General features: G+C 29.0%; 21 protein-coding genes. 12 read left to right on the top strand and 9 right to left on the bottom strand.

Annotation, left to right across the window (positions count from 1 at the left end):
- The first annotated feature begins 77 nt into the window (after positions 1-77).
- Positions 78-407 (top strand): helix-turn-helix transcriptional regulator, encoded by a 330-nt coding sequence (locus Q0997_RS03895; RefSeq protein WP_299884781.1) that lies wholly within the window; start codon positions 78-80, stop codon positions 405-407.
- 22 nt (positions 408-429) lie between these two features.
- On the opposite strand, the gene Q0997_RS03890 is transcribed toward Q0997_RS03895, so the two are convergent.
- From Q0997_RS03890 to Q0997_RS03875, 4 genes are read right to left on the bottom strand one after another with little or no spacing between them, the layout of a single operon-like run.
- Positions 430-1467, bottom strand: a complete 1038-nt coding sequence (locus tag Q0997_RS03890; protein ID WP_299884778.1) for a carboxypeptidase-like regulatory domain-containing protein — start codon at positions 1465-1467, stop codon at positions 430-432.
- Positions 1464-3269, bottom strand: coding sequence for a lysophospholipid acyltransferase family protein (locus Q0997_RS03885; protein WP_299884775.1), 1806 nt, complete (start codon positions 3267-3269; stop codon positions 1464-1466). The genes Q0997_RS03890 and Q0997_RS03885 overlap by 4 nt, the downstream gene beginning before the upstream one ends.
- Before the next feature lie 42 nt (positions 3270-3311).
- Positions 3312-4562 carry an aspartate kinase gene (locus Q0997_RS03880; protein WP_299884772.1) on the bottom strand — a complete coding sequence of 417 codons (1251 nt, stop codon included), beginning with the start codon at positions 4560-4562 and terminating at the stop codon, positions 3312-3314.
- On the bottom strand, positions 4562-5041 hold the full coding sequence (locus Q0997_RS03875) for a GNAT family N-acetyltransferase (protein WP_299884770.1): 480 nt from the start codon (positions 5039-5041) through the stop codon (positions 4562-4564). Before Q0997_RS03875 ends, Q0997_RS03880 begins: the two co-directional genes overlap by 1 nt.
- Positions 5042-5162: 121 nt before the next feature.
- Here Q0997_RS03875 and fbp point away from each other — a divergent pair, with 121 nt between their 5' ends.
- The 6 genes from fbp (at position 5163) to Q0997_RS03845 (ending at position 11190) form a co-directional block, all read left to right on the top strand.
- Positions 5163-6170 carry a class 1 fructose-bisphosphatase gene (fbp, locus tag Q0997_RS03870; protein WP_299884767.1) on the top strand — a complete coding sequence of 336 codons (1008 nt, stop codon included), beginning with the start codon at positions 5163-5165 and terminating at the stop codon, positions 6168-6170.
- Positions 6171-6229: 59 nt separating this feature from the next.
- A complete protein-coding gene (locus Q0997_RS03865; RefSeq protein ID WP_299884765.1) occupies positions 6230-6583 on the top strand; it encodes a fructose 1,6-bisphosphatase in 354 nt (117 codons plus the stop codon).
- Positions 6584-6597: 14 nt separating this feature from the next.
- The gene (locus Q0997_RS03860; RefSeq protein ID WP_299884762.1) at positions 6598-7404 is read left to right on the top strand and encodes a cell envelope biogenesis protein OmpA; all 807 of its coding nucleotides are present in this window, start codon (positions 6598-6600) and stop codon (positions 7402-7404) included.
- Between the two features lie 142 nt (positions 7405-7546).
- Positions 7547-8038 carry a Rab family GTPase gene (locus tag Q0997_RS03855; RefSeq protein ID WP_299884759.1) on the top strand — a complete coding sequence of 164 codons (492 nt, stop codon included), beginning with the start codon at positions 7547-7549 and terminating at the stop codon, positions 8036-8038.
- Between the two features lie 20 nt (positions 8039-8058).
- Positions 8059-9585 (top strand): ATP-binding protein, encoded by a 1527-nt coding sequence (locus Q0997_RS03850; RefSeq protein WP_299884756.1) that lies wholly within the window; start codon positions 8059-8061, stop codon positions 9583-9585.
- Between the two features lie 81 nt (positions 9586-9666).
- The gene (locus Q0997_RS03845; protein ID WP_299884753.1) at positions 9667-11190 is read left to right on the top strand and encodes an ATP-binding protein; all 1524 of its coding nucleotides are present in this window, start codon (positions 9667-9669) and stop codon (positions 11188-11190) included.
- Positions 11191-11219: 29 nt separating this feature from the next.
- Here Q0997_RS03845 and Q0997_RS03840 read toward each other — a convergent pair whose 3' ends face one another.
- On the bottom strand, positions 11220-11651 hold the full coding sequence (locus tag Q0997_RS03840; RefSeq protein WP_299884750.1) for a TerB family tellurite resistance protein: 432 nt from the start codon (positions 11649-11651) through the stop codon (positions 11220-11222).
- A gap of 284 nt (positions 11652-11935) precedes the next feature.
- On the opposite strand from Q0997_RS03840, the gene mfd reads away from it, so the two are divergent.
- Genes mfd through Q0997_RS03825 form a run of 3 tightly spaced genes read left to right on the top strand, consistent with a single transcriptional unit; the run spans position 11936 to position 17095 of the window.
- Positions 11936-15298: a transcription-repair coupling factor gene (mfd, locus tag Q0997_RS03835; protein WP_299884747.1), complete on the top strand. Its 3363-nt coding sequence runs from the start codon at positions 11936-11938 to the stop codon at positions 15296-15298.
- Between the two features lie 32 nt (positions 15299-15330).
- Positions 15331-16680, top strand: coding sequence for a TlpA disulfide reductase family protein (locus tag Q0997_RS03830; protein WP_299884744.1), 1350 nt, complete (start codon positions 15331-15333; stop codon positions 16678-16680).
- A 19-nt stretch (positions 16681-16699) separates the two neighbouring features.
- Positions 16700-17095, top strand: coding sequence for a hypothetical protein (locus Q0997_RS03825; protein WP_299884741.1), 396 nt, complete (start codon positions 16700-16702; stop codon positions 17093-17095).
- A gap of 145 nt (positions 17096-17240) precedes the next feature.
- On the opposite strand, the gene Q0997_RS03820 is transcribed toward Q0997_RS03825, so the two are convergent.
- The 4 genes from Q0997_RS03820 to Q0997_RS03805 form a co-directional block, all read right to left on the bottom strand.
- On the bottom strand, positions 17241-18116 hold the full coding sequence (locus Q0997_RS03820; protein ID WP_299884738.1) for a T9SS type A sorting domain-containing protein: 876 nt from the start codon (positions 18114-18116) through the stop codon (positions 17241-17243).
- Positions 18117-18245: 129 nt separating this feature from the next.
- A complete protein-coding gene (locus Q0997_RS03815) occupies positions 18246-19874 on the bottom strand; it encodes a hypothetical protein (RefSeq protein WP_299884736.1) in 1629 nt (542 codons plus the stop codon).
- An 85-nt stretch (positions 19875-19959) separates the two neighbouring features.
- Entirely contained in the window at positions 19960-20319 is a 360-nt protein-coding gene (locus Q0997_RS03810) for a YraN family protein (RefSeq protein ID WP_299884726.1), read from the bottom strand.
- A 5-nt stretch (positions 20320-20324) separates the two neighbouring features.
- Positions 20325-21344 carry an LD-carboxypeptidase gene (locus Q0997_RS03805; protein ID WP_299884723.1) on the bottom strand — a complete coding sequence of 340 codons (1020 nt, stop codon included), beginning with the start codon at positions 21342-21344 and terminating at the stop codon, positions 20325-20327.
- Positions 21345-21554: 210 nt separating this feature from the next.
- Between Q0997_RS03805 and Q0997_RS03800 the strand changes: the two genes are divergently transcribed.
- On the top strand, positions 21555-23012 hold the full coding sequence (locus Q0997_RS03800) for a DUF1800 domain-containing protein (RefSeq protein WP_299884721.1): 1458 nt from the start codon (positions 21555-21557) through the stop codon (positions 23010-23012).
- Between the two features lie 8 nt (positions 23013-23020).
- Complete coding sequence (locus Q0997_RS03795) at positions 23021-24625, top strand: DUF1501 domain-containing protein (RefSeq protein WP_299884718.1); 1605 nt, start codon at positions 23021-23023, stop codon at positions 24623-24625.
- Positions 24626-24683 lie beyond the last annotated feature (58 nt).

Raw genomic sequence — 24683 nt, 5'->3', positions numbered from 1 at the left:
CTAAGTTTTCATACTTAGGTTTTTTATTATTTAAAATTATTGTAATATTGCAATATCACGCTTTTAAATTAAAAAAAATGGGATTTACAAAAAAACACATCTTTAGCGATCAACAAAACCAAATTGCTAATTACACTAAGGTAATAGGGCATCCAGCAAGAGTATCTATTATACAATATATTAGTGAACATAAAGATTGTAATTGTAATAGGTTAGTTAAAGCTATAGGTTTAGCACAACCAACTATTTCACAACATTTAGCTGAGATTAGAAAAACAGGATTATTAAAGCAAAAGATAAAAGGCAAAAATCTTTTCTATAGCATAAATCAAGATAAATTAAACGAATGTAGAAGATTAGTAAATGACTTTTTTGTAAAGACTCAAGTAAATTGCTCTAAGCTTTAAAGTAAATTCTTTTTATGTTTTGTTAATCTATACCATAGTTAGAAGGAAGCATTGAAGAAATTCTATTCTTACCAAACTCACCACTAACAAGTAATTTATATATTGGATAATAGTTGCCATAGCCATCAATCTTGAAAGTAGTCTCTTCATCTTCAAGTGTAATTCCAGATTGGCTAAACCCTTTATACATTATTGTAATTTTACCTCTTCTATTTATAATAACTTCTGTCTCTTTCGTTTTAAGTTTTTTTGTTTTAAATACTGCCGTAGGAGATATTCCAACAAACTGTTTACTTCTTGGCTCTGGTTTAATATAAAGTTGGAATTTATTTTCAGCTAAACTTTCATTAGCTATACATCTCATAAAATGTAAAAAAGAGCCATTATAGACATTCTCTCTAGCCTTAACATACTTCTTTTTTATCTTTTTTTCATTAATCTCTCTAAACTGACTAGTGCCACTATAATAAACTCTTTCTACTCTTATAAAGTTCTTATTACCAATAAATACAATTTCAAAATCAACAAGATTATAATCTATTCTGTAACCTAAAGATTTGTTTATAATTTGTATTGGATTTTTAGATGAAGCAAATAATTTATTTTCACTTTTACTATAAACCAATCTTATATCTTTAGAATTTAGAAATTTACATTGATTACTTGCTAGAGTTTTACCCAAAAATTCCTGCTTAAAATACTTCCATTTTTTTTCTCTGGACCAATTATCTTCTTCTATTACGACTTCTGCTAAAGTCATTGGTTCTACCTCTAGATAAACAATAAGTTCTTCTTGTTTTAAATCTACTTTATTTAAAACTTTCGTTTTATACCCTAAAAAACTAACAACTAATGATGCTTCTATAGATTGCTTCGTTTCTATTTTAAATTTTCCTAAATAATTTGTAGTAGTACCTATTGTAGTGCCATCAAAATAGATAGAAACACCTTCTAAAGGTTCGTTAGATTTGGAATCTAATATTTTCCCAAAATATTCTTGACCATAACTTGATATAAATGTTGCAATACAAAATACAGTAAAAGCAACTATTCTTTTCATTGGTTTTCAGAAAATTTACGTTCTAATTCTGCCTGAAATTCTTCCATTACTGGACGAACAGTACTATCTGGTAAGTCTGCAATTTTAATATACATTAAGCCATCTACCGCATTATTAAATAATGGATCTACATTAAATGCTACTAGTTTTGCATTTTGCTTAATATATTTCTTTAATAGTACAGGAAGTCTTAATGCTCCTGGTTCAATTTCATCAATAATTTTGTCAAATTTATTTAAATCGGCTTCAGTTGCATCAAATACAAAATCTTTATCTGCATCTTTTAAAATAACTTTAAACTCCTTTTTGGGGCGAACATATTGGGCTACATATGGATCATAATAATGAGATTTCATAAACTCAATCATTAAAGACTTAGAAAAGTTAGAAAATTGATTACTAATACTTACTCCTCCTATTAAATATTTATGTTCAGGATGACGTAAAGTTGTATGTACTATACCTTTCCAAAGTAAAAACAAAGGCATCGGTTTTTGCTGGTATTCTTTTATAATGAAAGCACGCCCCATTTCTATAGACTCGCTCATCATTTTATGCAATTCTGGCTCAAAACGGAATAAATCCTGAAGATAAAAACCATCTATACCAAATGCAGCAAAAATTTGAGATCCTAATCCCATTCTATAAGCTCCAGCAATTAACTTAGCTTCATTATCCCATAAAAACATATGGTTATAGTAACTATCAAATTTATCTAAATCTATAGCTTCATTAGTTCCTTCTCCAACTTCTCTAAAAGTGATTTCTCTTAACCTACCAATTTCTCTAATAATATTAGGAATCTCATTAGCAGGAGTTAAATACACTTCATAGTTTTTACTTTCTAATAAACGTCTATCATTTTTTTTAAGTGCTTCTACTTCTGCCTGCATAACCTTAGAACTCACAGGAGTAACAATTGCTTTAGGTGTTTTAGTAACTTTCAAACTAGAAGAAATAGAGCTAATTGTTTTTTCTTTAGTTTCAAAAGCGTTAGATAACATATATGTTTTTCGGCGAACAAAATCTGTAAAATTTTCTAAATTTTGATATTCGTTTTGATCTTTAACACTAATAGGCTTACCTATTCTAACCTTAATTGTTCTTTTCTTTTGGGTTAATAACTCAGAAGGCAGTTTTGCTGTTCTAAACGTATCACTAATCTTAGACAGTTTATAAAATAACTTGCTGTTTTTCGCATGAAAATAAATAGGAACTATTGGTACATTAGCTTTTTGAGCTAATTTCATAGCAGCTTCTTCCCATGGTTTATCAACCATTAATTTCCCGTCTTTATAAGTAGAAACTTCACCAGCAGGAAATAAACCTAATGGATGACCATCTCGCAAATGCATTATTGCATTTTTAAAACCAGCAATACTAGACTTAACATCTTTACGATCTTCAAATGGATTAACAGGCATTATATAAGGTTTCATCGGTTCAATACGATGTAACAAGAAATTGGCTATAATTTTAAAATCATCACGCTGTTCTAACATTAATTTTAATAATAAAATGCCATCAATCCCTCCTAATGGATGATTAGATACCGTGATGTAAGCACCATCTTTAGGCAAACGTTTTAAGTCTTCTTCAGGGATTTCAAACTTAATTTGAAACTCGTCTAAAATAGCATCTAAAAATGGAACTTCGTTTAAGTGTTTATTACGATTATAGATTTTATTTAATGTAGATATTTTTAAAATCTTCATTAATAGCCATCCAAAAAAAGTACCAAGTACACCATACTTGTCTAGGTTTATTGCTTTTGAAACTTCTTTTGCGGTTACTAATGCCATGTTATTTTTTAGTGGTTAATGCCTACAAATGTAAGCAATAGATTATTGAGTTACAATCTGTACTGTTTGTTGAAATAACTGCTTAAGCAGTACGGTTTTACCTTGTTCTAACGCTCTTATTGCAATATCATCATAATGCCTAATAGTATATAATGATACATTTTCATGGCAAGTTACTTTAAATTTTGCTTTTAAATGCAACAGTAATTTATCAAGATTATTATATGTGTTATCTATACATACAGAAAAACTAATCGCAGAGTTTTGAATAACATCTACTTTCATTTTATATAATGCCAATAAATTAAATATTTCACTAATATTTTCTTCAACTACATAAGAAAAATCTAACGTAGATAATGACAATAGCACTTGATTTTGTTTTAAAATAAAACAAGGTATTTGTGGTGTAATCCCTTTTGTTTTATTTACTATCGTACCATTGTTTTCAGGATTTAAAAAAGATTTAACGTGTAACGGAATTTCTTTTCGTTGTAATGGTTGAAGTGTTTTTGGATGTATTACAGAAGCGCCATAAAAAGCCAATTCTATAGCTTCTGTATAAGATATTGTATTTAATAGTTGTGTATTTTTAAAATATCTAGGATCTCCATTTAAAACCCCAGGAACATCTTTCCAAATAGTAACACTTTCTGCATTTAAACAATATCCAAAAATAGCTGCAGTATAATCACTTCCTTCTCTACCCAAAGTAGTTGTAAAATTATTTTTATCACTGCCTAAAAAACCTTGGGTAATATAAAAAGTATTAGGTTTTATTTTAGTTGAAATTAAGCTTTGAGTTATATCCCAATTTACATTTGATCTTCTATAATAACTATCTGTTTTAATACATTCTCTTACATCAAGCCATTTATTTTCAATTCCATTATTATTTAGATAATGGCTAATAATTGTTGTGGATACTAATTCTCCATAACCAATAACTTGGTCATAAATAAAATTATAATCTGGTGATTTATTTAATTTTAAAAATTGCTCTAATTCTTCAAAAAGGTTATTTACAACCTTAAAAGCTGGATCTTGCTTGTTAGCAAATAAATCTATAAGTATATCACTATGGTAGTCTCTAACTTTAAGAAGTGCGTTAGTTAATTCTTTTTTGTTGTTTAAATATTTATCAATTACTATTTCTAATGCATTTGTGGTTTTACCCATAGCAGAAACCACTATAAGAGTATTCTTATAACCTACTTTTTCTAATACTTTAATAACATTTCTTACACCATCTGCATCTTTAACTGATGCGCCTCCAAATTTGAATATTCTCATTAAATAGCGTTCAAATAATTTTTAATTCCTTCTTCATCTAATTGTACTACATCCCAATCTCTCATTACATTGGCTCCTTTTTGCTCATAAAACTTAATAGCTGGCTCGTTCCAATCTAGCACTTCCCAACTTACTCGCTTAACTTTTAATCTAGAAGCATATTTTACAACTTCGTTTAAAAGAGCAGTACCTAAACCTGTACCTCTCATACTCTGGCTTACTATTAAATCTTCTAAATGTAAAACAGAACCTTTCCATGTAGAGTAGCGTGAATATACTAAAGCAATACCAACCACTTTAGTTTCTTGTTCTGCTACAAAGCATACAAATTTTTTATCTACACCAAAACCATCATTTAATAGATCTTCTACTGTAATTTCTACAGCATCTGGTTCCTTTTCAAAAACTGCTAATTCAACAATTAAATCATGAATACTTTTTACATCTTCTCTAGTAGCTAAACGAATAGAAAAACTCATAATATTTTATTTAATACTCAAATATAGTTTAAAGTTACGAACGTTTAAATATTTACCTCTTAGTAAGACAGTGTAATTTTTAAAAAAATACGATATTTGCAAAATAACACTACTTACATATATGTCTAGAAAAAATCAAACACTAGGAGAATTTATTATTGAAAACCAATCGTCATTTAAATATACTTCTGGCGAGTTATCTAGACTTATTAACTCCATACGTTTGGCTGCTAAAGTAGTAAACCATGAAGTAAATAAAGCTGGTTTAGTAGATATTACTGGCGCAGCTGGAGATACAAACATACAAGGAGAAGATCAACAAAAATTAGATGTTTATGCTAACGAAAAGTTTATCCAAACATTAACTAACAGGAATATTGTATGTGGTATTGCTAGTGAAGAAGAAGATGATTTTATTTCAATAAATAGTCAAGATGAAAACAATCAAAATAAATATGTGGTTTTAATCGACCCATTAGATGGTTCATCTAACATAGATGTAAACGTTTCTGTTGGAACTATTTTTTCAATTTACAGACGTGTTACTCCAGTTGGGACTCCAGTTACTCTTGAAGATTTCTTGCAAAAAGGCAATCAACAAGTTGCTGCAGGTTATGTAGTATATGGTACATCTACAATGCTAGTTTACACTACTGGTCATGGTGTAAATGGATTTACTTTAAATCCTGCATTAGGCACATTATATTTATCACACCCTAACATGCAATTCCCAGAAAACGGAAATATTTATTCTGTAAACGAGGGTAATTACAATCATTTTCCTCAAGGTGTAAAAGACTATATTAAATATTGCCAAAAAGATGAAGATGATAGACCGTACACATCTCGATATATTGGTAGTTTGGTTTCAGATTTTCATAGAAATATGATAAAAGGCGGTATTTATATCTATCCTAAAAGTTCAAAAAATTCTAATGGAAAATTACGTTTACTATACGAATGTAATCCAATGGCATACCTAGCAGAACAAGCTAATGGTAAAGCTAGCGATGGTTTTACTAGGATTTTAGATATCGAACCAACAGAACTTCATCAACGTGTTCCTTTTTTCTGCGGAAGTAAAAACATGGTTGAAAAAGCTGAAGAATTCATGCAAAACGCAGAATAATAAACTTAGTTATCTAATTATTTTGTTATTTTTACAATAATCTTAACAACTATGCATTAATGGCAAAGAACGATAAAAGCAAAACCGAAGATATAATTGCAACAGATCCATCATCTAAAATTGATGCAATTAAACAACTTATTTTTGGTGAAAACATACAAGAATACAATCATGAGTTTGAAGCTGTAAAACAAGATATCTTAAGTAAGAAAAAAGAACTTGAGAACTTGATAGATGATGTTAAAGCTGAATTACTTCAAAATATAGACAACCTTAGTACAGATATTAATATTAGAATTACTGAGCTTGAAAACACTCTAGATGATAAAGCCGAAGCTTTAGATGATAAAAAATTAGACCGCAGACTTTTTGGTGATTTACTTATAAAACTTGGCGAGAAAATAAGTAATTAATTGATTCTCACGCCATGAATCAAGACGAAAAACTTTCTATTTTAAAAGACATCTTATTAACAGATGAAAGAGAGTATGCCGCAAAAGTTGAGAAAAAACTCAAGGTTTTAGAAGAAATTCTTGAAAAACAAAAAAAATTATCTGAACGTGTTAATCCTATTATAGATGACAAATTAGAAGATTTTGTTTCAGAAATGCCTAAAACTTTAGGACCAACAATAACTGAAACATTAAAATCTGAAATTAAAAACTCTCAAGATGCCGTTGTAGAAGCATTATTTCCAATAATTGGAAAGATGATAAAAAAATATGTACAACAAGAAATGAGAATTTTATCTGAGCAGATAAATAATAAAATAAACTCTACTTTCTCTTTTCAAGGTTTCTTAAGAAAATTTAAATCTAAAAAAACAGGAGTTAGTGAAGGTGATTTAATATTACAAGAATTAGCACAACCTATGATTGAGCAAATCATGGTTATAGAAAAAGGTTCTGGTTTAATTATTTCTGAATATTCTAAAACACAAGCAATTGATGAAGATATGGTGGCTGGAATGCTCACAGCTATTAAAAGTTTTGCTGAAGATGCTTTTGAAAAAGAGGAACAAGAATTACAATATATTGAGTACGATTTGTTTCATATTCACCTACAAAATTTCTCATCATATTATATTGCCGTAGTAATTTCAGGTGCATATAATGCTATTTTTAAAAGTAGATTAGAAGATAGGCTACTAGATTTCGCACAAAATTATATTAACAAAGAGGATATTGACGACAAAGTTGTTTTCTCTAAAAAGCTTAAAGAGTATTTTAAGTAAAAATAAATTCTATAAAAGACATATAATTATGTGTCTTTTACTATTTTTGGCTTACTCTTAACCATATACATAGAAATATTTCAGTAATAAATTTATATACCGAAACCCTTAATTTCTATAAAAATAAAAGTATATTTCAGTAATGAAAATCTCAAAAAAAATTGTTTTACTAGGTCATTTTGGTGTTGGAAAATCTTCCCTAATTAGACGTTTTGTAGAAAACACGTTTTCTGAAAACTACAAAGTAACTATTGGAGTACACATCTTTAAAAAGAATGTAGAAATTCCAGAAAAGGATACAGACGTATCTCTCGTTATATGGGATTTAGAAGGCAACGATGATATAAATAATACACGACTATCTTATTTAATAGGTACCAATGCTTTTATTTATGTTTACGATGTAACTAGACCAGCTACATATGAAAACCTTCAAGCTGAAATAGATTTCTTAAAAGAAAAACAAAAAAATACGCCTATAAAAGTTGTTGGAAACAAGAACGATTTAGTAACAAAAGCTTTTTTAAAGGAGAACAACGATAATTTTGGTCGTTTAACGGATTTATACGTTAGTGCAAAAACAGGAAACCAAGTTGATTTTCTTTTTTCTAAATTAGCTGAATCGCTTCTTTAGAAAAATCAAAGTCAGCAAAAATGCTCGAAGAATACAAACAAAAATACACAAAACCAGTAATACAATACTCTGTATTAGAGCCTAATGGATTAGTTTTAGAATCTGACAATGGCTTATTTGAAAATTTTGAGAAAAAGAACATTTCTGACATACACCCTTTCTTTGAAACCATTATTCCTATTTTAGGAGAAAGTATAGAAAAAGAAACTATATTTTCATGTGTACATCTAAATATTGAATCTAAAGAAATCATATCAGATATTATTTTACAAACCTTTAAAAATAATAAAAAGCCCTTATTAGTAATTCAAGATTTAACGACGCACTATAATAATTACCAAACGACTGCTCAAGTAAGAAATGAATCGGTTATTAATTCTCAAATCCTTGAACTTAAAAATACTTATTTAAAAGAAAAAGAGGCTTTTAAAAATACATTTATTGCTAATTTTAGTCATGAATTACGTGATCCTTTAACCGGTATACTTACATTTTCTAATATTTTAAGTAAAACAAAATTAGACCCAAAACAGAAGGATTATATACAAATTCTTAACTCTACTTCTAGTTTTTTAAAGAAAATGATTGATGACATTTTAGATATTTCTAAAATTGAATCGGGTAAACTAGATTTAAGTATCGAGCCTTTTAATTTTAAAAAACTGCTAGACGAAATAAAATTTAATTACACGATTAAGGCTAAGCAAAAAGGTTTAGAGTTCAACTATAATTACGATCATAAATTACCAGAAGTTATTGGAGGTGACGCTAAACGTTTAAGACAGGTAATTACTAATTTATTAGATAATGCTATTAAATTTACACATAATGGTAGTGTAACATTTAATGTTTCTCTAAACCAAATAAGAGCACAAAAAGCTAGTATACATTTTGAAATTATAGATACAGGAATAGGTATTAAAGAAGAAAATTTTGAAGATATTTTTACCAGTTTCAATCAAGTAAATAAAAATGAATCGTACAAAGGAACTGGTTTAGGTTTAGCTATTGTAAAATATTTGGTAGAATTAACAAATAGTAAAATTAAGGTCGTTTCAAACTATGGTAAAGGGTCAACTTTTTCTACAAATATAAATTTCATTTCAAATCCTTCATTAAAAGTTACTAAAGAAATAGACGCAACTAAAGTTGTGTTTAATCCTTCTAAAAAATATAATATTTTACTTGTAGAGGATTCAGAAATCATTCAATTATCCGTACTTAAAATACTTGCAACTCGTGGTCAATTTTTCTTAGATATTGTTTCTAAACCAGAAGAAGTACTAACTAGAATGGTAGACTATGATAATGAAGTAGATCTTGTTTTAATGGATATAAAACTTAAAGAACATAGAGGAGACGAAATAGCTAGACAAATAAGAAAACTTCCTGAACCTCATCAAAGAAAAGTACCAATTATTGCTATGACTGCTAAAGTTTTTAAAGAAGATTTAAAACTATATAAAAAGGCAGGAATTAATGAGGTGTTGAAAAAACCTTTTGATGAAAATCAGCTTTTAGAAATAATTGCAAAACACTTAGAATAAGCACTTTTCCTCTAATCTATACTATTATAAAAAAAAGTGTATATTTATTTAGTATAATAAATATCGCTTGTTCCTTAATTAATGCTTACTAACTACAATTTTTTTCACAAAAAACAAACAAACCAAATACTCTTAATTAACAAACAAGGTATCATAATTGACTCTGAATCTGATTTGTTTATTGATAGTAAAGGAAAACACTTAAGTGATTTACATCCTTTTTTTGATACTATTATCCCTTTATTAAATACCACAAATAAGCAATATAATTTTGATTGCATTAATCTAACTATTGGTAAAAACACACGAACTGTAGATGGCATTTTAAATACAGAGGATGAACATGCAGTTTTCGTTTTTCAAGATTTAACAGAACAATATATACTATACCAAAAAGTCGCGCAGCTTAGAAATGAAGCAGAAATAAAATCGCAACTTTATTACCATATTAATTATTTACTAAAAGAAAAGGAAGCTTTTAAAGATGACTTTATTGCTAACTTCACTCATGCAATAAGAATGCCTGTAAATACAATAAGTGGTTTTACAGCATTATTAGAAGACTCAAATTTAGAGCAAAGTCAACGTTATAATCTGAATATAATTAAGAATACAAATGAAAAACTAAGAGTTATGATTAATGAAATTTTAGATATTTCTAAAATTGAATCTGGTCATTTCACTATCAATTCTATACGTTATAATTTATTAAATGAGTTCGACGAAATTATAAGCATATACACAAAAAAATGTGAGAAAAAAGGATTAAAACTCAATTATAAAATTGATGAAAAATGCCCTAAATATGTTATTGCAGATAAATACAGATTAGCTCAAATAGCTAGTAATCTTATTGGTAATGCCATAAAATTCACAGAACAAGGTAGTATAGATTTAAATGTAGTATGTAAAACATTAACTAAAGATAAAGCTACTATTCAATTTAGTATTACAGACACTGGTATTGGTATTGAACAAGATCAGCTAGAAGTTATTTATAAAAGTTTTTACCAAGTAAGTAATAAAATAAGAAATGATGGTTCTGGTTTAGGTCTTGCCATTGTTAAAGAATTAGTAAATGCACTAGATGGAACTATTGAGGTTAATAGTACGTTAGGTGAAGGCACAACCTTTACTGTTACTTTAGATTTTGAAATTGACAAAAATCAAAAAGAAGATAAGCATATTACAAAAACTAATAAAACAACAGCTAATTATGAATTTAAAATTCTTTTGGCTGAACCTTCAAAAAGAGATCAAGCTATATTTTTAGAGAGTGTAAGTAAGTCTAAAAAATTCGATGTTGTAATAGTAGAAACAGGAGACGACGTTGTAGAAGAACTTCATAAACAACCATTCGATATCGCTATTTTTAACCTTAAACTGCCAACAATGGACGGTTTGGATACTGCACGTTATATAAGACATTCAGATTTTGAAAATTTTAAGCAAATTCCAATAATGATCTTATCTAAACATCCTTCTAAAGAAGAAGAACAATATTGTAAACAAAGAAGAATAAACAGTTATTTAGGAAAGCCATATGATAAAGATGTGCTCTTAAGAAAAATTAAATATTTGATAAAAAAAAAGCAAGCTAATTAAAGCTTGCTTTTTTTTATAGTATAAATATACTATCTATTCATTTGTTTAACTTCTTCAATAAAAGTATCTAAATCAACACCGTTACTAACTAAAGTTAATGCTTTATCTACAACATACTTTGCATTTTCAGGATTAAAACCTAAACCAACAGCTATTTTTCTTAATAAAACCTCTTCGTGATCACCTTTAATATGATCTACATAAACCATACGAGATAAATCGAATAAACGCTCTAAACGTCTATCGTAAGATGTTGGAGGATTAATTGGATGCGACTGATAATTTTTTAAAATCTCAGCATAATTAGCCTCACTAATCTCTAAATTACGCGCCAAACGGTCTAAAAACGCTTTCTCATCATCGGTAATAATTCCATCATCCATTGCCACTCTAACTATGGCTGCAAAATGGTCTTCATTACGCTTTTTAAATCCGCTATCAAATAAATCTGAAAATGACATATATCTTTTAATTTTTTAAGTGCCGCAAAGATAGTTAAACTTAAAATCTTTTAAAATTAAAAAGGGCTTTTTTTGGGCTTTCATTCTGCTTCTTTTTTAAAGAAGTATAACACTTCCTCTTCTACATTCAGTGCTATAAATAATTATAACAATACTTCAATCTCTAATAACTATTACTATCGCTATTTCTTAAACTGGAATTTAATTTAGAAATCAAGAATTCTAAATCAAGAATTACCAATTCATAATTCTATAACTTATATTTGCTATCCAATACAAAATACGTGAGCAAAACACTAATCTCGCAAACTTATTTAAAGTCTTTGCAACTGCAAAAACTTCAGGATTCTATTACCCAAACACAAGCTTTTAACAAAACTCAAGACAATGCAAAATCACATTTAAAAGGTCTTGTTGGGTCTGCATTATCATTTGTTGTAAGTGAAAGTTTTAAAAATGCACAAAAGCCCTTTTTATTAATTTTTAACGATAAAGAAGAAGCTGCTTTTTACCTTAATGATTTTGAACAATTATTAAATACAAAAGATGTATTATTCTATCCTGGAAGTTACCGCAGACCATACCAAATAGAAGAAACAGATAATGCTAACATATTACTTCGAGCCGAAGTATTAAATCGCATTAACTCACAAAAAAAACCTGCACTTATAGTTACTTATCCAGATGCTTTATTTGAAAAAGTAGTAACGCGAAAAGAGCTAGAACGTAATACATTAAAAATTAATGTAGGTGACGATTTAAATATAGATTTTGTAAACGAAGTGTTATTCGAGTACAAATTTAAACGTGTAGATTTTGTTACAGAACCAGGAGAATTTTCCGTTCGCGGTGGTATTGTTGATGTATTTTCTTTTTCTCATGATGAACCTTATCGTATTGAATTTTTTGGAGATGAAGTAGATAGTATTAGAACATTCGATGTAGAAACGCAACTCTCTAACGAGCAAATCAAAAAAATAGGTATTATACCAAATGTTGAAAATAAATTCTTAGAAGAGTCTCGTGCCAGTTTCTTAAAATACATCGCGCAAAAAACAGTAATTTATACTAAAAATATAGATTTATTATTTTCAAGAATTGATAGTTTTTTCATTAAAGCGGAAGATGCTTTTAAAGAGTTATCGTCAGATTTAAAACACGCAGAGCCAACAGAATTGTTTTGTAATTCAACAATATTAAAAAAGCAATTGTTAGACTTTAATGTTGTAGAATTTGGTAGTGATTCTTGGCTAAGTACTAAAGAAAACATTGTATATAATACAACACCTCAACCTTCATTTAATAAGCAATTTGATTTATTAATAGACAATTTAAATAGTAATCATAATAACGGTTATAAAAACTATATTGCTTGTATAAGTGAACAACAAGCTAAACGTTTTCATGATATTTTTAATGATGTAGAGCAAGACGTACATTACGAGACTATTATTATCTCCTTATTTCAAGGGTTTATAGATCATGACCACAAAATAGTATGTTATACAGATCATCAAATTTTTGAACGCTACCATAAGTTTCACTTAAAAAATGGCTATGCAAAAAAGCAAGCTATTACTTTAAAAGAATTAACCAATCTAGATATTGGAGACTATGTAACACACATAGACCATGGTATTGGGAAATTTGGAGGACTTCAAAAAATTGATGTAGAGGGCAAAAAACAAGAAGCCATAAAATTAGTTTATGGAGAACGAGATGTACTTTATTTAAGTATCCATTCTTTACATAAAATCACAAAATTTAATGGTAAAGATGGTAAACCTCCAAAAGTATATAAACTTGGTAGTAAGGCATGGAAAACATTAAAACAAAAAACCAAAGCTCGTGTTAAGCACATTGCTTTCAATTTAATAAAACTATACGCTAAGCGTAAACTAGAAAAAGGCTACCAATATAACCCAGACAGCTATTTACAACATGAATTAGAAGCCTCTTTTATATACGAAGACACACCAGATCAAATTACTGCTACTGCAGATATAAAAGCAGATATGGAGAGTGAAAGACCTATGGATCGCCTTATTTGTGGAGATGTAGGTTTTGGTAAAACCGAAGTTGCTGTTCGTGCTGCTTTTAAAGCTGTAGATAATGGTAAGCAAGTTGCTATTTTAGTGCCAACAACTATTTTAGCATTTCAACATCATAAAACATTTAGTGAGCGTTTAAAGGAATTCCCTGTTACTGTGGATTATGTTAACCGTTTTCGAACAGCCAAACAAAAACGTGAGACTTTAGAAAGACTTGAAAAGGGTCATGTAGATATTATTATTGGTACACATCAATTAGTAAATAAAAATGTAAAATTTAAAGATTTAGGACTACTCATTGTAGATGAAGAACAAAAATTTGGAGTTGCTGTAAAAGAAAAATTAAAAACATTAAAAGATAATGTTGATGTATTAACATTAACGGCAACACCTATTCCAAGAACCTTGCAGTTTAGTCTTATGGCTGCCAGAGATTTATCGGTTATTACAACGCCACCGCCAAATCGCTATCCTATTGAGAGTAATGTTATTCGTTTTAACGAAGAAGGCATTAGAGATGCTGTAAGTTATGAAATACAACGTGGAGGTCAAGTATTCTTTATCCATAATCGTATTGAGAATATCAAAGAAGTAGCTGGTATGATTCAGCGCTTGGTCCCAGATGCAAAAATTGGTATTGGTCACGGCCAAATGGATGGTAAAAAACTAGAAGAATTAATGCTATCTTTTATGGATGGTGCTTTTGACGTTTTAGTAAGTACTACCATTATTGAAAGTGGGCTAGATGTACCAAACGCAAATACTATTTTTATTAATAACGCGAATAATTTTGGTTTAAGTGATTTACACCAAATGCGTGGTCGAGTAGGTAGAAGTAATAAAAAAGCGTTCTGTTATTTTATTACTCCAGAATATTCTGCAATGACAAATGATGCTAGAAAACGTATTCAAGCATTAGAACAATTTACTGCACTAGGTAGCGGCTTTAATATTGCAATGAAAGATTTAGAAATTCGTGGCGCGGGAGATTTATTAGGTGGCGAACAAAGTGGTTTTATAAATGAAATTGGCTTTGATACTTACCAGAAAATATTAAATGAAGCTATTGAAGAACTTAAAGAATCTGAATTTAAGGACTTATACGATGAAGATATTGAAAATAAAGAATACGTAAAAGACATAACTATTGATACCGATTTTGAATTATTATTCCCAGACGATTATGTAAATAATATTGCCGAAAGATTAAACCTATATACGCAGCTTAATAATTTTAAAACAGAAGAAGAATTAAAGACTTTTGAAGCTGAACTTATTGATCGTTTTGGAGAATTACCAACGCAAGTTGTAGACCTTTTAAATAGCGTGCGTTTAAAATGGATTGCCACTAAATTAGGACTTGAAAAGGTTATTATGAAACAAGGCAAACTAATAGGCTACTTTATTAATGATCAACAAAGTAGCTTTTACCAAAGTCCAAATTTCACAAAACTATTACAGTATGTACAAAAAAATCCAGCTGCAGGTAAGATGAAAGAAAAGCAAACTAGAAATGGTTTACGATTATTACTTACCTTTGAGCGTATTAAAACAGTAAAACAAGCCTTAAAAGCACTGGAACCAATTTTGGCTTAGTTTTTGTCTTAGTTGAATAAAAAACCATTATAATGACTAAAAAATTACTTTTTGTATTCGCTATTTTACCAGCTATGTTATTTGCTCAACATAGCGTAAAAGGTACTTTTTCTCCTGCAGATCAATTTAAATTTGCTTTCTTATATCGCGTTACAGCAGAAACTTCTCTTTTTGTTGGTAATGCAGATGTTGATGAAAACGGGAAATTTGAAATAAAATTAGACTCTACAGCTGTTCCTGGAACCTATCGTATTGTATATGCTCAGCCTCAAAATGAATATAATTTCGATTTATTAGTTAACGGAAAAGAAGATGTTGAACTTTCCTTTGATTTAGAAAAAGGACTAAGTTTTCAAAAATCTAACGAAAATAAAATCTATAAATCTTATAATAGAAGTATTGCTTTAGTGAATAAAAGTATACGTAACTATTACGGTTCTGGTGATACAGACAAAAAAGGATTTTCTAAAATATTTGAAGTTTTAACTAAAACGCAAAATGAATTTGAATCTGCTTCAAAAGGCATGATTGCTAATCATTTTATAAAAGCCTGCAAACCATACATTCCATCAGAATATGAAGATGTATTAACATTTTCAAAGAACATAAAAGACAATTATTTTAAGAATATAGATTTTGGAAACGAGCAGCTTCAAAATTCAAATTTTTTAATTAATAACTCTATTAGTTACGTCTTCAATTTTGTTGATAGGAACAATCCAAATCAGTCTTATCAAGATAATCTAGATATGCTTATTAAAGCCATGGGAAATAACCCTAAGGTTAAAAAGACTATATTAGAAATTTTATGGAATAAATTTGAAGGCGAAAAAAATGAAGTTTCAGCTAATTATTTAGCCTCTAAATATTTACTTCCTATTGCTAAAGCAGAGAATGACAAAGAGTTAATAGATAATTTAACGTATTTTGAAATGTCTTCTATTGGAAAAATAGCTCCAGATTTTGATATTGAAATAAAAGACAAAAAGGACAAAATAAAAAAGACAAAATTAAGCGAATTAGATAATGCAGAAAACTACTTAGTTATATTTTGGAATTCTACCTGCTCACATTGTTTAGATGAATTACCTATATTAAAAGAATATGCTGCTAGTTTAGAAAAAGGGAAATTACAAGTTGTTGCAGTAGCGTTAGACAATGATAAATACCGTTGGAAAAACATGACGTATGATTACCCAGATTTTTATCACGTATATGGTGAAGGCAAATGGGAAAACGAAATTGGGAATAGATACAATGCTAAAGCAACACCAAGCTACTTTGTTTTAGATAAAAACAAGACCATATTAGCTAAACCTTATGATTTTCCAGAATTTAAACCGTATTTTGATGGTTTATTAGAACATAAAAAAGAAAACTAATTATAAAAACCCAAATATTATGAAAAATATTTCAAAATCATTTTTAAGTGTTCTTTGTTTGGCAATAGCTCTGCTAACGACAACACTTACTTCTGCTCAATCAAAATCTAAAGAAAAAGATTTTGTTATTAGTATTAAAAAAGATGCACAAAATATGACTCTTAGATGTATTAGAGGTTGTGCATGGACAAATTTAGAATTTGATTTAAATTCAGTTAAAACAGTTGATCAATATGGAACCGTTTCTGCAGATTCTAAATCACAAAACCAAGACCCTAAACTTGCAAGTTTTCAATTTAGTATTGACTTTGTTAATGGAAAATTTGTTTTAAAAGGCCTTAAAGGGACTGCATGGAATACATTAAATTTTGAATCAGAAATAATTAATAAAGACGGTGTTTTACCTAAATCTTAATATTTTAATTAACACAAAATAAAAAGCGAAGTAAATTTTACTTCGCTTTTTTTGTATTCTAAAGCAGTTATTTTTTATCCACAAACACTACAATTTAAAATTGTACGCTCAATGTATAAGCTAGAATATTAAATATTATAAAGCACTATTGTTTTATAAATTTTTTATTAATAGTATGATTATCCGTTTTAAAATTTATAAGATATAAACCTGCCGTTAAGTCCTCAACGTTAACTTGAGTAACTCCTTCATTTATATCTATTTTTTTTACAATTGCTCCTGTTATAGCATGTATTGTTACCGTTTTTATTTTTGCATTATTATCCGTTTTCCAATTAAGATTATTTTTTACTGGGTTTGGATAAATACCTGTATTTGATAAAGCAAAAGAATCAGTAGATAAAGCAAAATCATAACCAACTTGTATATCATCAACTCCTATACCTTCTCCTCCAAAAAAACGTACTTCAAGAGAAACATTTGAAGGGTTTGAAAAAGTTGGAAGATCTAGTGTTATCTCTGTCCAATTATCGCTAACATTAAATTCACTACTAAACTCACTACTAGTTGTTCCATCACTTACTATAATAGCTAAATGATTTCCTGCTGACCACCCTAATGTAGAAGTCTTATAATACTTTAAGCGTAATTTCACAGGAGATGTTGCAGAAGAAGTATTTATTGCTGTTGTTGTTATAGCACCTTTATTATAATAACCTCCACAAATTTCTGGGTTAATAGCCATAAATTTACTTGAATTTTGACTAATTTTAAAATCAACGTTAGTACTATTAAAATCTGTAACAATACCTCTGCCTAAATCTCCACATCCAGGAGCTCCTTCAACAATTGTTGTTGCTCCTGAAACTGAACCATCTCCAAAAGAAGTTGATAAAGTAAATGTAGGTAATGGACTTACAGTGGTTTCAAAATCTTCTTCAAAAAAAATAGTTTGTGATAAAGCCAAATTTGTAAATAATAAAATACTGCATACTAGTATTTGTTTTGTAATTCTTTTCATAATAATTTCAATTAATTTTTCAAGCAAAAAAAGAGTAATTAAAATATTATACACTTAAATACTATCTTTCAAATACTTTATAACGCCTTACAAAAACTTACAAAATACCGTAATTACCTTATTTTCAGATCAATAATTATTTATGAAATTAAAGAAATCTTGTTTGTCTTGAGTGCAGTTTAATTTTTTTCTAAGCCTTGTTTTTGCAACATCTATAGAATTTATTGATTGCTTAGTAATCGTAGCGATATCTTTAGTAGAAAGATTGAGTTTTATAAACGCTGCAATGCGTTTATCATTAGCAGTAAGATCTGGAAAATCTTTTAATAGTTTGCTATAGAAATTTGGATTAATAGCATTAAATCTATATTCAAATTCTGTCCATAAATTAGTACTTTGTCTAAGTTTAAGTTCAGAAATTAAATCGTTTATTGCTGTTTTAGATTTTACTGAAGAAGCTCCTAATTGTATTTTTTTTAATGCAGTAACGGCATGTTCTAATGCTGTGTTATTTTCTGTTAGTTTTATATTATTAGTTAAAAGCTCTTTATTTTTTAATTCAACATCTGCTTTGAGTAGTATTGTTTTATTTTGGAAACTTACTTTCTCATTTAAAGTTTTTACTAATGCGTTCTTCTTTCTTATATAAAGTAATAATAAAACACATATAATAGCTAAAGAACAACCTATAATAAGTAATTGAGTAAAACGAGAGTTCTTAGTTTCTATTTCTTTTTGCTTTTCAATGATTTCAAGTTGTTTTTTTTGCTCTATAAAATTAAGTCCTTCTTTATATTTTATATTTGAATTACGATTAGCTATTAAGTTAAGGCTATCTATTGCATTTACGTAACCTTCATGATAAGTCAAGGCTTTTTTAAAATCGTTTTTATTTTTATAATATTCACTTAATATATATTGAGAAACTTTATAGTTTTCCCAGTCTTTTTCTTCTTTAAAAACAGCTCCAATCTCTTTTATTTTTTTTAATGATTCTAAATCATTTTGACTTGATATTTTAGCAGAATAATACCTAATTTCGGTATCATTAATAAATCTTTTAAGTCCAGTTTTATGAGCATACTTAATAGCTTTTTCATAAAAATAAGAAGCTGAATCCATTTCTTTTTCAATAAATGCATATACACTAGCTAGATTCATATAGCTATTAGAAATAAGCTTATTATCTGTATATTTTTCTGCTATTACAATAGCTTTTTTTAAATAATATTTAGCTGAATCTTGACCTCTCATGAAATTTATAGTGCCAATACTTGACCATAAATACGCCGCAACGTTAGAACTGTCCTTTATCTTAAGTATTTTAGATTTGGAAAGGTTATGAAATTTGGAACTTTCAGTTTTATTGCCTAGACTATAATTTACGTTACCTAGATGGATTTCTATTTTAGCCTGTTGAAGACTATCATTAAATTCTAATGCATCGCTATAAGCTTTTGAAAATTTATCATGTGCATTTTTATATTCAAATGAGTTTGATAATACAATACCCCATTCAATTAAAATTTTACTTTTTAAATAATTTAGGCTTTGTGATTCTACTTCCAACAGCGCTAATTTAAATGCTTGTTCAGCAGCAATTACGTTACCATTATTTGCAAGTGTTTTGGCTTTATCAACAGCAATACGAATCTCATCATTATCTATATCTCTTTGACAAAAACTATAATTAATAATTAACAAAAAGAAACAAAAAAAATAATTTTGCAACTTAAATAGTATTTTTTCTTTTTTCATAAACTTAAACATATGCATTTTCCAAGCTTAATCTTTACTTAAAAAAACCAGTTGTTTTTTTCTAGTCTTTAATTCTAACTAGTCATTAAAAATGATAAAACGCATCTTCTAAATGCTCTATTGTAAAGTTTTTACCATCTTTTACGATAGCAATAATATCAAAACGCACTTCAACATCTAAACCATTTACAGTAACATATTCATCTACTGCTTTTACAAGACGCTGTATTTGTTTTGGCTTTACAAAATCTTGAGGGTTTCCAAAATCGATTGTCGATCTTGTTTTTACTTCTACAATAGCTAAAGTCTCTTCAATTTGGGCAATAATATCAACTTCGGCTTTATCAAAACGATAATTACGTTCAATAATGTCGTAGCCTTTTTTTAATAAAAAATCGGTAGCGAGTTGCTCTCCTTTTTTCCCAAGCTCATTATGATGCGCCATTTTAATTATTCTTCAAAAACAATAGTACTTTTTTCTTTACTAACTTTTAATTCTATTGTTCGCCCTAAAATCATTGCTCGATTATCTTTTTCATGACCAGCAGGCATATTAAATACTATAGGAAAATCATATTCAGATAAAGCATCCAAAATAAGCTGCTCAACGCTTGTACCCCATAGTGTTGTATTCTTTCTCAACTTACTCATATCTCCCACAATAACACCTTTACAATTATTAAAATAACCTGCACGTTTCATACTTTGCAACATACGATCAATATGATATTTATACTCTCCTATTTCTTCTATAAATAAAATTTTATTGTCTACATCTAAACTAGTCTTAGAGCCTAACATGGTATGTAGCATTGTTAAATTTCCTCCTATTAATTGCCCTTTAGCATTACCAACTTTATTATACTTAGAGCCTTTTAAATTGTACTGTAATGGTTTTCCAAAAATGGTTGATTTAAAAGTTTCTATACTTTCTTTAATTTCATTTAGATCTTTTGTTAAACTTACGCACATTAAAGCATGAATACTCTCTACGCCTTTAGTATGAATTTGATTATGTAAAGCTGTAATATCACTATAGCCAATTATCCATTTAGGGTTTTCAAGAAATTTACTATAATCTAATTTATCTAAAATTCTAACTGTACCATAGCCACCACGTGCGCTCCAAATAGCCTTAATATTAGGGCTGTCTAACGCATTTTGAAAGTCTTCACAACGCTCAGCATCTGTACCTGCAAAATGATTGTCTTTACTAAACACATGTTTTCCTATCAAGACATTTAATCCCCAGCTTTCTAATAATTTCTTTGCTCTTGCGACTTCATCATTTCTATTTTTTAAAATCCCTGAAGGCGCAACAATAGCAATTGTATCGCCAGTTTTTAAATATTGAGGTTGTATCAATTCGATATTATTTTTTTGTGATAGTGATGGTTGTCCTGAAACATTATAATTTCCAAAGAAGAATACAATACAAAACAAGCATAAAATAAGCGCTTTATTAATCATATTGTAAAAATACATCAATTTATTAAACTGTTAAATAGTCATATTCATTTCAAAAAAATAAACTTTTTGATAGTTTCAAAGTCCTAAATGTAAATAATTTACGTATCTATTTTATCTGCTTATACTAAAATAGCAGATAATTAAGTTATCAAATAACTTGTTTTCTCTAAAACCAACGCAATTAAATTGCGCCTAAAATACTAATAGCCTATGCAAACTTCGACTTCTTGCAATACGAGTAGCCTTTCAGTCTATGTACCTAGTGCAGCTAATCCATGGAATGCTGAAAAGGCAAATCATTTATACCGAAGATTACATTTTGGAGCATCTAAAACAGAAATTGACGCTGCTTTAACACAAACTCCAGAAACCGTTATTGATGCCATTATTGACAATGCATTAGCAATGCAACCTACTCCCGATCCTTCTTGGGCAAATATGTCATATCAAGATTATGAAGACGCAGGTTTAGATCCAGATGAGCAAATACAAAATAATCATGATGAAATTAGGTTAGATGCCTTTAATCGTTTTTTAAACGATGGGCTTTTTGCGAGATTAACTCTGTTTTGGAGTAATCATTATGTAACTGAATTATCAGAATACTATTGTTCCAGTCAACTTTTTGAATATTATAAAACATTACAAACGTATGCTTTAGGTAATTTTGAAGATTTTACTAGGGCTATAGGTACTACTGGAGCCATGCTAGTTTATTTAAACGGTCTTGATAACACTGCTAATAGTCCTAATGAAAACTATGCTAGAGAATTATATGAACTTTTTACTTTAGGTGTTAACAATGGTTATACGCAAACAGATATCGTAGAAACAGCTAAAGCGCTTACTGGTTATAATGGATGGAATGGCTACTGTGCTCCTATAGATTTTAATACTAATACATTTAATAATACCAATAAGACTATTTTTGGGCAAACAGGAAATTGGGGCTATGACGATGTTATCAATATTCTATTCCAAGAAAAAGCACCTTTAATTGCAAATTTTATATGTAAAAAACTATATAAATACTTTGTTAGTCCTAATGTAAATGACACTATTGTTTCTCAAATGGCTAGTGTCTTTGTAGTGGATTTTAATATTTCAAATGTGCTTAGAACTTTATTTAAAAGTGAACATTTCTTTAATACTTTAAGTTTAGGCACTCAAATTAAAAGTCCTTATGATTTAACTATTAATTATTTAAAAATTACTGGCTTTTCAATAACAGATGAGTTTAAAAGTAGCCTGATGTATTTATCTGGTGTTGCTGGACAAAATTTATTTAATCCAGTAGATGTTGCTGGTTGGCAAGGTAATCATGATTGGATTAATTCAAGTACGTTAACCGGAAGATGGGAAATCATGCAATATATGATTTGGCAAACTTGGAACGAAGATCCAGAAGCGCTTAGAACATTTGCTCTAGAAACTGCTGGAGATATTAGTGACCCATATATTATTACAAAAGCGATTATAGATAGGTTTGTTCCAAAAGAATTACATACCCTAACAGATTATGATATTGCTACAGATATTTTTAAATATAATATCTCTGATGGCTATTATGAAGACAATATTTGGTCCTTATATTGGCAAGAAGCACCGTATCAAGTAGTACTCTTGTTACTTCACATTATTCAAATACCAGAATTTCAAATTAAATAACAAAGACTATGTGCGATACTCATAAAAAACCACAAACAAAAGCAGAAATTCATGTGCAAGAACATAAAAAATGGAATAGACGTTCTTTTTTACAAGCTTTAGGATTAGTTGGAGGCGGAACAATGATGCTTGGAGGAACACCAATAACAGCATCTAAACCATCACCATTAGCAGCTGCACTAAGTCAAAGTGAAAGTGATCGTGTTTTAGTATTAATAAGACTTAAAGGAGGAAATGATGGATTAAATACTATTGTTCCTTTAGATCAATATGGAGAATATGAAATGCTAAGACCTACAATAAAACATAATTTAAATGATTTATATAATTTGTCTTCTAATGTTGCAATGCCAAATTATATGACAGAGCTGCAAACGCTTTGGGGTAATGGAGCTATGAAAGTTGTGCATGGTGTTGGTTATGAAAATGCTAGTCTATCGCATTTTAGAGGATCTGATATTTGGGCATCTACAGATGCCGAAAACACAATCGCTACTGGTTGGTTTGGCCGTTATTTTGAAGGCCTTTACCCAGATTATATTGTTAATCCTCCAACTATTCCTGCCGCTATTCAAATAGGTAGTATAGGTAATTTAATTTTTGATGGTAATGATAATAATTATGCGTTTTCTGTTGCAAATCCTAATCAATTAGAAACCATTGCACAAAATGGGACATTACACGATATGAGTAGTCTTCCTACTTGTACATATGGCGAGCAACTAGGATTTATACGTGGGACTACAAATACAACATTTACTTATGCAGAAACCATTCATAATGCTTACATAAGTTCTTCAAATGATGTTAATTATTTACCTCAACGACTAGGTAAGCAATTAGCTAATGTTGCTAGAATGATTAAAGGAAACTTAGGCACAAAGGTTTATATGGTTACACTTGGAGGTTTCGATACGCACGCAAACCAAACTGTGAGGCAACAAGAAATATTAATGAATTTATCTAATTCAGTTAAATTATTTTTTGATGATTTAGCAGTTACAGGTCATGATCAAGATGTATTAGCTATGACTATTAGCGAATTTGGAAGACGTCCAGATGAAAATGGTTCTAATGGTACAGATCATGGTGCAGCAGCTCCATTACTTATGTTTGGACCAGGACTTCAAGGTAACGGCTTTATAGGCAATCATCCCAGCTTAACAACTCTAGATGATAATGGAAATTTAATTTATAATGTAGATTTTAGAGAAGTTTATGCTACCGTTATGCAAGAATGGTTATGTATTAGCCCGACAGTTGTTAATCAAGCCTTACTAGGGCAAAATTATAACACCTTAGATATAGGTTTTGCTTGTAGTGCTCTAAGTGTAGACAATTTTGATACTGCAGAAGGTTTTTCTCATTATGTACTTATGGATAACAACAATACCATTATTAAATTCAAAAACCATAATACTCAACATATAGATATTAAACTTTATGATATTTTAGGCAAAGAAGTTACTACCCTTAAAAATGAATTACTATTCCCTGGCGAATATAGTTTAGATGTAAAAAAAGAAGCGCAAACTAGACTAAGTAACGGACAATATATTTATCGCATTTCTATAGGAAATCAAAATTATAGTAAGTCTATAATTCTAAGATAAAAAGCACTTCTTTTATTTTTTAAAAGCCTTTAGTTATCTAAAGGCTTTTTCTTTACAA

The organism is uncultured Lacinutrix sp. (genome assembly GCF_947500325.1).
Taxonomy (GTDB): Bacteria; Bacteroidota; Bacteroidia; order Flavobacteriales; family Flavobacteriaceae; genus Lacinutrix.
This window is presented reverse-complemented; position numbering and strand designations above follow the sequence as displayed.